Annotated in this window: 11 protein-coding genes; all 11 read left to right on the top strand. The window is 49.5% G+C overall.

Annotation, left to right across the window (positions count from 1 at the left end; genetic code table 11):
- The first annotated feature begins 61 nt into the window (after positions 1–61).
- The 11 genes from leuC (at position 62) to rnc (ending at position 13,033) form a co-directional block, all read left to right on the top strand.
- Complete coding sequence (gene leuC / locus ACO0LN_RS09335; RefSeq protein WP_422973015.1) at positions 62–1,465, top strand: 3-isopropylmalate dehydratase large subunit; 1,404 nt, start codon at positions 62–64, stop codon at positions 1,463–1,465.
- 18 nt (positions 1,466–1,483) lie between these two features.
- Positions 1,484–1,606 (top strand): entericidin A/B family lipoprotein, encoded by a 123-nt coding sequence (locus ACO0LN_RS09330; RefSeq protein ID WP_162040888.1) that lies wholly within the window; start codon positions 1,484–1,486, stop codon positions 1,604–1,606.
- Positions 1,607–1,614: 8 nt separating this feature from the next.
- Positions 1,615–2,262 (top strand): 3-isopropylmalate dehydratase small subunit, encoded by a 648-nt coding sequence (leuD, locus tag ACO0LN_RS09325; protein WP_422973013.1) that lies wholly within the window; start codon positions 1,615–1,617, stop codon positions 2,260–2,262.
- Positions 2,263–2,325: 63 nt separating this feature from the next.
- Complete coding sequence (gene leuB, locus ACO0LN_RS09320) at positions 2,326–3,396, top strand: 3-isopropylmalate dehydrogenase (protein ID WP_422973011.1); 1,071 nt, start codon at positions 2,326–2,328, stop codon at positions 3,394–3,396.
- Between the two features lie 150 nt (positions 3,397–3,546).
- Complete coding sequence (gene asd / locus ACO0LN_RS09315) at positions 3,547–4,674, top strand: aspartate-semialdehyde dehydrogenase (protein ID WP_162040891.1); 1,128 nt, start codon at positions 3,547–3,549, stop codon at positions 4,672–4,674.
- A 372-nt stretch (positions 4,675–5,046) separates the two neighbouring features.
- Positions 5,047–7,911 carry a FimV/HubP family polar landmark protein gene (locus tag ACO0LN_RS09310; RefSeq protein ID WP_422973009.1) on the top strand — a complete coding sequence of 955 codons (2,865 nt, stop codon included), beginning with the start codon at positions 5,047–5,049 and terminating at the stop codon, positions 7,909–7,911.
- 73 nt (positions 7,912–7,984) lie between these two features.
- Positions 7,985–8,800 (top strand): tRNA pseudouridine(38-40) synthase TruA, encoded by an 816-nt coding sequence (gene truA / locus ACO0LN_RS09305; RefSeq protein ID WP_422973124.1) that lies wholly within the window; start codon positions 7,985–7,987, stop codon positions 8,798–8,800.
- Between the two features lie 170 nt (positions 8,801–8,970).
- Positions 8,971–10,764 (top strand): translation elongation factor 4, encoded by a 1,794-nt coding sequence (gene lepA / locus ACO0LN_RS09300; RefSeq protein WP_422973007.1) that lies wholly within the window; start codon positions 8,971–8,973, stop codon positions 10,762–10,764.
- Positions 10,761–11,669: a signal peptidase I gene (lepB, locus tag ACO0LN_RS09295; RefSeq protein WP_422973005.1), complete on the top strand. Its 909-nt coding sequence runs from the start codon at positions 10,761–10,763 to the stop codon at positions 11,667–11,669. The genes lepA and lepB overlap by 4 nt, the downstream gene beginning before the upstream one ends.
- Before the next feature lie 26 nt (positions 11,670–11,695).
- The gene (locus ACO0LN_RS09290) at positions 11,696–12,100 is read left to right on the top strand and encodes a DUF4845 domain-containing protein (RefSeq protein ID WP_422952129.1); all 405 of its coding nucleotides are present in this window, start codon (positions 11,696–11,698) and stop codon (positions 12,098–12,100) included.
- Between the two features lie 9 nt (positions 12,101–12,109).
- On the top strand, positions 12,110–13,033 hold the full coding sequence (gene rnc, locus ACO0LN_RS09285) for a ribonuclease III (RefSeq protein ID WP_422973003.1): 924 nt from the start codon (positions 12,110–12,112) through the stop codon (positions 13,031–13,033).
- Positions 13,034–13,040: the final 7 nt, after the last annotated feature.

The following is a 13,040-nucleotide window of genomic DNA, read 5'->3' as shown; positions in this document are numbered from 1 at the left end:
GAAAAAAAGATGCAGTACAGGATGTAGCAAGAACCAATGACTTATTTCCAGGCTTCAGATTATGCTTAAAACGCTTTACGATAAATTATGGGAATCCCACGTAGTCCATTCAGAAGACGATGGCACTGCAATTCTCTACATAGACCGCCATTTGTTGCATGAAGTCACGAGCCCGCAAGCCTTTGATGGCTTGAAGCTGGCCGGACGCCAACCTTGGCGCCTATCCGCCAATCTGGTAGTGGCAGATCATAATGTGCCAACCACAAACCGCATCAATGGTATTGATGACCCGATTTCACGTCTGCAGGTAGAAACGCTGGACGCCAACGCCAAAGAATATGGTTTAACCTATTTTGGCATGGCAGACAAACGCCAGGGCATTGTTCACGTTATCGGGCCTGAGCAGGGTGCAACTTTGCCGGGCATGACTGTCGTCTGTGGTGATTCGCACACATCGACTCATGGTGCGTTTGCCTGCCTGGCGCACGGCATAGGCACATCTGAAGTCGAGCATGTGCTGGCGACACAAACCCTGATCGCCAAAAAATCCAAATCCATGCTGGTGCAGGTTGATGGCGCCATGCCTGTCGGCGTGACGGCAAAAGATATCGTACTGGCAGTGATTGGCAAAATCGGCACTGCAGGTGGCACTGGTTATGCGATTGAGTTTGCCGGTTCAACCATCCGCAGCCTGTCGATGGAAGGCCGCATGACGGTTTGTAATATGGCGATTGAAGCTGGTGCGCGTGCCGGTATGGTGGCGGTGGATCAGGTTACTATTGACTATGTCAAAGGCCGTCCTTTGTCGCCCGTCGGCCCGCACTGGGACAGAGCAGTCGAATACTGGAGAACCTTGCACACGGATGCCGGTGCCAAATTCGACATGGTCGTGACCTTGAATGCTGCTGAAATCAAACCGCAGGTCACCTGGGGTACTTCACCTGAAATGGTGGTGGCAATAGATAGCCGTGTACCTGATCCTGAGCAGGAAAAAGATGCGGTCAAGCGTGATGCGATAGAAAAAGCCCTGGTTTACATGGCGCTGGAGCCGAATACGGCCATTTCTGATATCCGTATTGATAAAGTGTTTATCGGTTCCTGCACCAATTCACGCATAGAGGATTTGCGTGCAGCAGCTGCCGTGGTGCGTGGCAAATATCGCGCATCAAATGTCAAACTGGCGATGGTGGTGCCGGGTTCTGGTCTGGTCAAGGAGCAGGCTGAGCGTGAAGGCCTGGATCAGATATTTAAAGCGGCTGGCTTTGAATGGCGCGAGCCAGGTTGCTCCATGTGCCTGGCCATGAATGCCGACAGGCTGGAGCCGGGTGAGCGCTGCGCTTCCACTTCCAACCGTAATTTTGAAGGCCGTCAGGGTCAGGGTGGCCGCACTCACCTGGTATCACCCGCAATGGCAGCTGCCGCAGGTGTGGCAGGACATTTTATAGATGTACGTGGATTATCTTAATTTGCTAGGAGAGATGACATGAAAAAGATATTTGTATTGGCGATGTGCGCACTGGTGCTGACTGCATGTAATACCGTTCAAGGTATAGGCAAAGACGTTAAAAAGGCTGGTGAAGCAGTTGAGAATGTAGGTAAAAAATAAGCAACAACATGGAAAAATTTACTTTACTCGATGGCCTGGTTGCGCCCATGGACAGGGCTAACGTCGATACCGATGCCATCATCCCCAAGCAGTTCTTGAAATCTATCAAACGTAGTGGTTTTGGCCCCAATCTGTTTGACGAATGGCGTTATCTTGATCATGGCGAACCTGGCATGGACAATAGCAAGCGCCCTGTGAATCCGGATTTTGTGCTGAACCAGCAGCGCTATCAGGGTGCTTCGATTTTGCTCGCACGTAAAAATTTTGGTTGCGGTTCTTCGCGTGAACATGCGCCATGGGCTTTGGAGCAATTTGGCTTCCGCGCGATTATTGCCCCGAGCTTTGCAGATATCTTCTTTAATAACTGTTATAAAAACGGCGTGCTTCCTATCGTCCTGGGCGAGGCTCAGGTTGATACATTGTTCAATGAAGTCAAGGCTTTCCCTGGTTATCGTCTGATCGTCGATCTTGAACAGCAAGTTGTGCGCACCAGTAATGGCAGTGCCAGCTATGGTTTTGATATTGACGCATTCCGCAAATACTGCATGCTCAATGGCCTTGACGATATTGGCCTTACCTTGCGTCAGGCTGACAAGATACGCGCTTTTGAAGAGCGCCATTTGGCAGCGCAACCCTGGCTCGCCAATACTATCTAAGTCATCTGAATGTGCTTAAAAATACGCTAAAAAATAAGCTAACTAAATTAATTTGTTGAGAATATGAAAATTGCTATTTTGCCGGGTGACGGCATCGGTCCGGAAATTGTTGAGCAGGCAGTCAAGGTGTTGAATGCGCTGGGCGAGTCTTTTGAAATGGAAACCGCACCAGTCGGTGGCGCAGGCTATGAAGCATCTGGTCATCCTTTGCCAGAAGCGACGCTGAAACTGGCACTGGAGGCCGATGCCGTTTTGTTTGGCGCAGTTGGTGACTGGAAGTATGACACTCTGGATCGCCCCTTGCGTCCTGAACAAGCTATCCTGGGCTTGCGTAAAAACCTGAAGCTGTTCGCCAATCTGCGCCCAGCCATCATGTACCCGGAACTGGCAGGTGCATCGACATTAAAACCAGAAGTGGTTTCTGGTCTGGATATCCTGATCATTCGCGAATTGACAGGTGATATTTATTTTGGTGAGCCACGTGGTGTGCGTGTATGTCCTGATGGCCCATTCAAAGGTGAGCGCGAAGGTTTCGATACCATGCGTTATGCTGAGTCAGAAATCCGCCGTATTGCCCACGTGGCTTTCCAGGCTGCACAAAAGCGCGACAAGCGCCTGACCAGCGTTGATAAAGCCAATGTGCTGGAAACTTTCCAGTTCTGGAAAGACATCGTTACGGATGTGCATAAAGAATACCCGGATGTGGCGCTTGATCATATGTATGTCGATAATGCCGCCATGCAACTGGTGCGCGCGCCCAAGAAATTTGACGTTATCGTCACCGGCAATATGTTTGGCGACATCTTGTCTGACCAGGCATCGATGCTGACTGGTTCTATCGGCATGCTGCCATCTGCCTCACTCGATGCAAATAACAAGGGTCTGTATGAACCGTCACATGGTTCAGCCCCGGATATCGCAGGCAAAGGCGTAGCGAATCCGCTGGCGACTATTCTGTCTGCTGCCATGATGTTGCGTTACTCGCTGAATAAGGCTGAGCAGGCAGACCGCATAGAAAATGCGGTCAAGAAAGTCCTGGCGCAGGGTTTGCGCACTCCTGATATTTATGAGGCAGGTACTACCAAGGTTGGTACTGGCGAGATGGGGCAGGCCGTATTGCAGGCATTGAGTTAATTTAGTCCTTACGCAAAACCGCCCCAGCTGCGTTGCAGCGACTAGTCGTACTAAAGTACTGTCTTCGTCGCTACGCCTTGCTGGGACAATTTTGTATAAGTCCTATTTGTTCGTGAAGGGCAGGGACGTCCTGCAAAATTTTAGGGAAAAATGATGAAACTGGTAGGTCTGGTAGGTTGGCGCGGTATGGTGGGTTCTGTCCTGATGCAACGCATGCAGGAAGAAGGTGATTTCGATCATATTGAACCCGTGTTCTTTTCAACGTCCAATACAGGTGGCGCGGCCCCTGCAATGGCGAAGAATGAAAAGACCTTGCAAGACGCAAATAATATTGATGCGCTCAAGAAGTGCGAAATTATTATTACCTGCCAGGGCGGTGACTACACCAATGAGATTTACCCAAAATTGCGCGCTAGTGGCTGGAACGGTCACTGGATTGATGCTGCGTCCAGTCTGCGCATGAATGAAAATGCGGTCATCGTGCTGGACCCGGTCAATTTACCTGTGATCAAGCAAGCTCTGGTCAATGGTCAAAAAGACTGGATAGGCGGCAATTGCACAGTCAGCTGCATGCTCATGGGTGTCGGTGCGCTGTACAAGGCAGGCCTGGTTGAATGGATGAGCACGCAAACTTACCAGGCCGCATCAGGCGGCGGTGCACAACACATGCGTGAGTTGCTGACGCAATACGGTACCTTGAACGCTGAAGTCAAGTCTTTGCTGGATGACCCAAAAAGCGCGATTCTGGAAATCGACCGTAAAATCATTGCCAAGCAACGTTCTTTGACTGCCGATGAAACGGCCAACTTTGGCGTACCGCTGGGCGGATCGTTGATTCCCTGGATAGACAAGGATCTCGGCGATGGCATGTCCAAGGAAGAATGGAAAGGCATGGCCGAGACTAACAAAATACTGGGGCAGGGTGCAGGTTTTGGTACGGCAGCTGTGCCGGTCGATGGTTTCTGCGTACGTATCGGTGCCATGCGTTGCCACAGCCAGGCTTTGACATTCAAACTGAAAAAAGACGTGCCGCTGGCAGATATCGAAGCCATGATCGCTGCTGACAATGAATGGGTCAAAGTTGTACCAAATACCCGCGAAGCCAGTATCCGTGATCTGACGCCGGTTGCTGTTACTGGTACTATGACTATTCCGGTTGGCCGTATCCGCAAACTGGCGATGGGCCCGGAGTATGTTGGAGCATTCACCGTGGGCGACCAATTATTGTGGGGCGCGGCAGAACCTTTGCGTCGTATGCTGCGCATTCTGATTGACTAAAAACTCAGCAAAACTTGATGTTTTAAAGTAATTGTTAAAACTTGTTGTAGAATATAGGGGGGCGTTTAACGCCCCCTTGTTGTTTTTGAAACTCCAGAAAAATCTAATTTGTTGTCTTTTTTGGAATTAATTTAATAAATAAACAATTAGGATTTTGGCGATTATTTTTCACTTGTCATTTGGCAACAACATTTATGCGATATCCTTGCACTTAAGGGTTCTTAATGTATTTACCACTGTGATAAATCGCGTTAAGCTTGCGTGGCAATGTTTGTAATGTTAATGTGAAACATTAGGACGAGTCGCTAAGCAATGTGTAAAGCGTCACCCAGCGGACTTTGTTCGCCAAAAATTCCCAATATGTCTGACAAAATGCATAATCAAAAAAAATCGTCTGTGATTACCGTGGGACGCAAGGCGTTAAGTGTTGCTGTAGCCTCGTCCTTGTTCATGTTGTCCAGTGCGCATGCTACCGGTCTCGGTAAGCTGACCGTACTCTCCGCTCTTGGGCAGCCCTTGCGCGCAGAGGTAGAGCTGACCTCTCCCGCCAAGGAAGAAATCGATTCCTTGGTGCCCAAGCTGGCATCCCAGGAAGCTTTCAAACAGGCGAACATAGACTTTAATGTCGCATTATTGTCACTGCGTTTTGCAGTTGAGCAGCGCGGTGCGAATTACGTCATCCGCATCAGCTCATCGCAGGCAATGAACGAACCTTTCGTTGATATGCTGCTGGAGTTAAACTCCGCCAATGGTAAGCTGCTGAGAGAATACACCTTCTTGCTGGACCCCGCTGAGTTGCGAAACAGTCAATCTGCGCAAGTCAGTAATCCCGTTGTTGTTGCTAACCAGCCACAGAATACGTCTGCATCCAATGCAGCGAAAAACACCCGTTCAAATACGATTGCAAATAATCCTGGTTTGAGAAATGACAGGTCACCAGCGCCAAAAAACGCTGAAGCCGGCAAGGAAATCAAATCCGCCGGCGAATATCAGGTCAAGGCTGGTGATACTTTAAGCAAGATAGCCGGTAGTTACCGTGCTGAAGGCGTTTCCCTGGATCAGATGCTGGTCAGTATTTACCGCGCCAATCCACAGGCTTTTGCCGGTAATAACATGAATCGCCTGAAATCCGGCCAGATACTGACCGTGCCGGACGCTGCTTCTGCTAATACAAGTGCAGGCAACACCAATGAGGCCCACTCAGTTGTGGTAGCGCACGCCGCTGATTTCAATGCATACCGCAACAAGCTGGCAGGTCAGGTGGCAGATGCTCCAGCAGAAAAAGCACCGTCCACCAAACAAAGTGGTGCTGGCAAGATTACTGCCAAGGTAAAAGAAGTCCCAAGCGCGACGACTGATTCGCCAGATAAACTGAAATTGTCCAAGGCTGGACCTGCTTCTGCACGTACCTCAGGCAAGGGCGGTGAAGAAGACAAGCTCGCCAAGGAAAGGGCAACGCAAGAAGCCAATGCTCGCGTCAAAGAACTTGAGAAAAACGTCACTGACCTCAAAGGCTTGCTCGAAGCGCAGAAGATAGAAATCAAAAACAAGGAACTGGCAGCCAAGCAGGCAGAGTTGGCCAAGGCTAAACCTGAAACCAAGGCAAGTGCTCCAGCATCAACACCTGCGCCAGCGGTTGCAAGTGTCGCGTCCGCTCCCGTGGCTGCACCTGTACCTGCGCCCGCACCGGCTTCAGCGCCAGCGTCTGCTCCGGCATCTGCTTCTGCCCAGGCAAGTGCCCCAGCACCAGCTAGCACGCCAGCCGCTGCAGCGTCCGCAGCTTCTGTTGCTACGCCAAAACCACCGGTCAAGCGCAAGATAACGGCACAGCCACCTCCGCCACCTCCTGAGCCAAGTTTCTTTGACAGCATTTCTGAATACCTGTTGCCAGGTGGTATAGCATTGCTGGCTATCTTGGGCGGCGTTGGTATTTGGACCAGTCAGCGCAAGAAAAAATTGCAGCAGTTTGAAGACAGCATCCTGACCGGTTCCAGCATGAAGGCCAACTCCATGTTTGGCTCTACCGGTGGTCAGAGTGTTGATACGAATAACAGCGTTTTCAACTCCAATTTTGCACCATCTGCCAGCCAGCTGGATGCCAATGAAGTTGATCCTGTTGCTGAGGCCGATGTTTATATCGCCTATGGCCGTGATTCTCAGGCAGAAGAAATCCTGAAAGAAGCTTTGCGTACTCAGCCAGATCGTCATGCGGTCAGGGTCAAATTGCTGGAAATTTATTTTGGCCGTAAAGATGCCAAAACCTTTGAGCGTCTGGCCAGTGAGTTGTATGGCATGACCAGTGGCGAGGGCGATGACTGGGCGCAAGCTGCCTCCATGGGTATCGTGCTGGAACCAGGCAATCCTCTGTACGCTGGTGGCAAAGCCAAAGCTGACATGGCTGCTGCATCTGGTCTGGGTTCTGGTACGCAACCTTTGGAAGATCTTGATCCCGAGGCGTTGCTGGCCAATTCCCTGTCCCAGGACATGCTGGAAGCGATCAGTATCATCGACACAGCCCAGCGTGATGGCGGTGCCGCAAAAGCCAATGCGATTGCAGAAGAAGCCGCGATGGATGAGCATGCGCTGGATTTTGATCTCGACATCTCGGCTATTCCTGAACCAGAAGTACCAAAAATTCCTGAGCCTGTTGCCCATGCTGCGCCCGCCGCAGAACCTGCTGCAGCACCAGAAGTCGATTTTGGTACGATAGACTTTGATTTTGGCAGCAAGGATGATGTGCCTGCACCTGCTCATGTGGCGGCAGAGGCGACCCCCGTCGTTGCAGCAGAGCCAGAAGCTGAGAAGTTCGAGCTGGATTTGGGTCATATAGATTTCGCGGCGGACAAGCCTGCCGCAGATCATTTGTCTCTGGATATCTTGCCACCAGATGAAAAATTGGATGAAAATCTGTTGGCAGCATCCTTGGCTGGAGAATCTGCAGAGACACCATTGCCTGAGCTGGCAGCGCAAAAAGCTGAGGCAGATGCCATGTCTGCTTTTGAATTTGATTTGTCCGGTATTGATCTTGATCTGGATCCGGGTGCAGCACCTGCGGCGTCAGCAGCAGAAGAAGCGCCAGCGCACAATGCTGAAATGGCAACCAAGCTGGATCTGGCAGTTGCTTATCATGAAATCGGTGATAAAGAAGGTGCCCGCGAACTGCTGGATGAAGTACTCAAGGGCGGTACTACTGATCAGGTAGAAAGAGCCAAGTCCATGATAGCTCAAATGGCTTAATGGTCTTGTCGTAGTCATAACGGGCGCAGCGTATGCTGGCGCCCGTTTTTGTTTTTTTGGAAATCGCATTGTGTTGAAACGATTAGTTTTAGGTGTGCAGTACGACGGCAATTCCTGGCAGGGCTGGCAAACGCAGCCTTCTGGTAATACCGTACAAGACGTGTTGGAACGGGCTTTGCAACAATTTAGCAAAAGTGACGTCAAAACCACTTGCGCCGGGCGCACTGACGCTGGCGTACATGGTATTGAGCAGGTCGTCCATTTTGATACCGAGCTGGTGCGCGAGCCTTATTCGTGGGTAAATGGTGTCAATGCCTTTTTGCCCCCCAGCGTGGCTGTACAGTGGGCCAAGGAATTGTCTCTGGACCCGGATTCTGAAGATAATTTCCATGCGCGTTTTAGTGCTCGCGCCCGTACTTATCAATATATTTTGCATAATGCTGCCATCCGTTCGCCGATGTGGCATGGCCGGGCAGGCTGGACTTTTCGTCCTCTTGACGTAGACCGTATGCGCACCGCCGCTTCGCACCTGTTGGGTGAGCATGATTTTTCTGCTTTTCGTGCCTCTGGCTGCCAGGCTAAAACCCCGGTCAAGCACATGTATGAGATTCGGATACAGCGCCAGGGTGAAATGATTATCTTCACCTTGCGCGCTAGCGCCTTCCTGCATCACATGGTCAGAAATATCGTTGGTTCCCTGATTTTTGTCGGTACTGGCAAAAGAGAGCCGGAATGGATGGGGGAGGTGTTGCTCAGCAAGAACCGTGAAATTGCTGCGCCCACATTTATGCCTGATGGTTTGTACCTGGCAAGGATAGACTATGAGGATAAATGGAGCCTGCCGCAAAGGGATTTAGTGGAATCCTTGGCTTTCTTGTCTTTTTTGTAGTGATCAACTGACATCAGGCCGACGATTTCTCGGCTTTCCGGGGTGAAATCCGGTAAAATGGCATTTTGCAAAACCCAAACTGAAGGCGCTCGCCTGGGGAAGCTTGCCCAGCTCAGAGCGCTTTTTTTATAGCCGGTATTCGCTTCACCTTTGTTTTTTTCGTAATTTCAATGAATAACATCCGCAATTTTTCAATTATTGCCCATATTGACCACGGCAAATCCACCTTGGCAGATCGTATTATTCAGCTTTGTGGCGGCCTCTCCGACCGCGAGATGGAAGCGCAAGTGCTTGATTCCATGGATATTGAGCGTGAACGTGGTATCACGATCAAGGCTCAGACTGCGGCATTGCATTACAAGGCACGCGACGGTCAGATATACAACCTGAACCTGATCGATACTCCCGGTCACGTCGATTTCAGCTATGAAGTCAGCCGTTCCCTGTCTGCATGTGAAGGCGCATTGCTGGTTGTCGATGCATCACAAGGTGTAGAGGCACAGACAGTAGCGAACTGTTATACCGCCATTGAATTGGGTGTTGAGGTCGTGCCGGTCTTGAATAAGATTGATTTGCCGTCTGCCGACCCTGACAATGCCTGCCAGGAAATTGAAGAAGTCATAGGCATAGATGCTTCAGATGCCGTGCATTGCTCCGCTAAAACCGGCCTGGGTGTTGAAGATGTATTGGAATCCCTGATTGTTAAGGTACCACCTCCGCAAGGCGATCCAACAGCGCCTTTGCAAGCGCTGATTGTCGATTCCTGGTTTGATAATTACGTCGGTGTTGTCATGCTGGTGCGTATCAAGAACGGTACTTTGCGCCCTAAGGACAAGATTTTGTTCATGGCAACAGAAGCGCAGCATCTGGTGGAAAGCGTTGGCGTATTTACCCCTAAATCACTGAGCCGCACAGAATTGTCGGCTGGTCAGGTGGGTTTTGTTATTGCCGGTATTAAAGAATTGAAGTCGGCCAAAGTTGGTGACACGATTACTGTTGCCAATAAACCTGCTGCTGAGCCTTTGCCGGGCTTTAAAGAAGTGCAGCCGCAAGTGTTTGCCGGTCTGTTCCCGGTTGAAGCCAATCAATATGATGCCTTGCGTGATTCTTTGGAAAAGCTCAAGCTCAATGACGCTGCCCTGATGTATGAGCCAGAAGTGTCACAGGCGCTGGGCTTTGGCTTCCGTTGTGGTTTCCTTGGTTTGCTGCACATGGAAATCGTCCAGGAACGTCTGGAGCGTGAATTCGACATGGACCTCATCACTACTGCGCCAACAGTCGTGTATGAAGTGGTCATGGCTGATGGCACCATCCTGATGGTGGATAACCCTTCCAAAATGCCTGAGCCATCCAAGATTGAAGAGATACGCGAACCTATCGTTACCGTCAATCTCTACATGCCGCAAGAATATGTCGGTTCAGTCATCACCCTGTGCACCCAAAAACGCGGTGTACAGATGGATATGAATTACCATGGTCGCCAGGTTAAGCTGACTTATGAAATGCCGATGGCAGAAATCGTCCTGGATTTCTTTGATCGTTTGAAATCGACTTCCCGTGGCTATGCTTCCATGGACTATGAGTTCAAGGAAAACCGTGCTGCAGACGTGGTCAAAGTCGATATGCTGATCAATAGCGAAAAGGTGGATGCACTGGCAATTATCGTGCACAGGGCAAACAGCCATTTCCGTGGCCGCGCTGTGGCCGCCAAAATGCGCGAACTGATTCCGCGCCAGATGTTTGACGTGGCGATCCAGGCGGCGATTGGTTCCAACATTATCTCGCGCGAAAACGTCAAGGCCTTGCGTAAAAACGTTTTGGCCAAATGTTATGGCGGCGATATCAGCCGTAAGCGAAAATTGCTGGAAAAACAAAAAGCAGGTAAGAAACGCATGAAGCAGGTCGGCTCGGTAGAGATCCCGCAAGAAGCGTTTTTGGCGATTTTACAAGTGGATGAAAAATGAATTTCCAATCAATCTTGGGTAATTTTGCCCTGATCCTGTTTGTCCTGACCATAGTGACTGGTGTTATCTGGTTTTTGGATGTTTTTGTCTTTGCCAAGCAGCGCCGTCAAAATGCTGACAAGGCCCTGGCCGAATATGATGCGCGCCGTGCCAAGCTGTCTGCCGAAGGCATACGCCTGGAAGAAAATGCCCGTCATGACATAGAAGCAAATCTGCTCAGGCAGCCAGTCTGGATAGAATATTCAGGCAGCTTTTTCCCGGTTATCGCGCTGGTATTTTTCTTGCGCTCTTTTTTGTTCGAGCCTTTTAAAATCCCTTCCAGCTCAATGTTGCCAACATTGTATGTTGGCGATTTGATACTGGTGAATAAATTTACTTACGGCATACGTTTGCCAGTGATTAATAAAAAAATCATCTCTATCAATGATCCACAAAGAGGGGATGTCATGGTATTTAAATACCCTGAAGATCCGAGCGTGGACTATATTAAACGTGTGGTCGGTGTGCCTGGTGATAAAGTTGTGTATAAAAACAAACGTTTATCCGTGAATGGTAAAGAAGTTTCATATACGAATATGCCTGACTTCCGTGATAATCTTAATTATCTGAAACAATACAAAGAGCAGTTGACGGGCGTTACTCATAACATTCTTGTCAATGAACAAAAACCGGTTTACGACAGGGGCCAGGTGCTCGATTTTAAGGACAAAGAGTCTTGCTCTTATGAAATTGACGGTTTTAGCTGTACTGTTCCACAGAATCGCTATTTCATGATGGGTGATAACCGTGACAATAGTGCTGACAGCCGCTACTGGGGTTTTGTGCCAGATGAAAATATTGTTGGAAAAGCATTTTTCATCTGGATGAATTTTGGTGATATCGAACGCATTGGTAGTTTTCATTAAATTTCAGTTTTAATCAGGAAAAATCTATGTCAAATATTCAATATTCCGCATTCAAAAAACAAAAAGGTATTACCCTGATCGGCTTGATCATGGCGATTGCCGTCATCATTGTTATTGCCATGGTTGCAATGAAAGTGGTGCCTACTGCGATTGAATATAATTCCATTAATAAAGCGATGAATAACGTCAAGAATGGAACCAATCCCAGGGAAATACAGATCGCCTTTGATAAACAAAGGGAAGTTGGTTATTTTGATGCGGTGACAGGCAAGGACCTCCTTATCATCAAAAATAACGAGGGTGGATATGACCTGCATTTTTCTTACTCCAAAAAAATTCCCCTGGTTGGTCCAGCCAGCATATTGATGGAGTACTCGAACACTACTGCTAAGAATGGTGTCGTCATTACAAAACCTGCCAAGGCAGAATAAGCTACTCGTATGAATCAACAACTATTGCAGAAAAGGCTGGGGCACCAGTTTAGCAACCCCGCTTTGTTGCAGCAGGCTTTGACACATCGTAGTCATAGTGTTTTGCATAATGAACGTCTGGAATTTCTTGGTGACTCAGTCTTGAATTGCGTAGTCGCCTCCCTGTTGTTTGACAGTTTTGCCAATATTGATGAAGGTGATTTGTCGCGTGTACGTGCCAATCTGGTCAAGCAGCAGTCGCTTTACGAAATCGCCCAGAGAATAGAATTGTCGCAATTCTTGCGCCTCGGCGAGGGTGAATTGAAATCCGGCGGATTCCGTCGCCCATCTATTCTCGCAGATACACTGGAAGCCTTGTTCGGTGCGATTTTCCTCGATGCAGGTTTTGACGCCGCCCGTGAAGTGATACGTTCACTGTATGCGCCCGTGCTGGCCAGTGTTGATCCAACTACTCTGGGTAAGGATGCCAAAACCTTGCTGCAAGAATTCTTGCAAAGTAAAAAAATCGCTTTGCCGCAATATAATGTAGTAGCAACACATGGTGCGGCACATAACCAGGAATTTGAAATTGAATGCCTGGTACCTAAATTGGAAATACAAGTATTTGGCACTGGTGGTAGCCGTCGTGCTGGCGAGCAGGCAGCAGCCAAGCTGGCACTGGAAACAGCGCTTCCCATGCTGGTACGCTCACCTGCAGCTAAAAAAACCAAACCCCGTGCTTCGCAGCTTAAGCTGGCTGGCATAGCCACCGTGCAAGGTGAGGCTGCTGTTGAGACCAAGCCGCAATCCTCCAAGCAAAAAAGCCTGCTGGATGCAGAAGTACCCAAGGTTGAGAAAACCAAAGCCACAAACAGCGCCGTTACCAGCGCCGCTGCAGCAGATGAACTGCTGACACATGATGCACAACCCGAGACTCACCCTAAGACTGCCTGACGACCGC

Origin of the sequence: Undibacterium sp. TC9W, from assembly GCF_049339865.1 — a bacterium.
Lineage (GTDB): Bacteria > Pseudomonadota > Gammaproteobacteria > Burkholderiales > Burkholderiaceae_D > Undibacterium.
The sequence above is the reverse complement of the archived record's forward strand: the minus strand, read 5'-3'. Positions and strand labels throughout refer to the sequence as shown.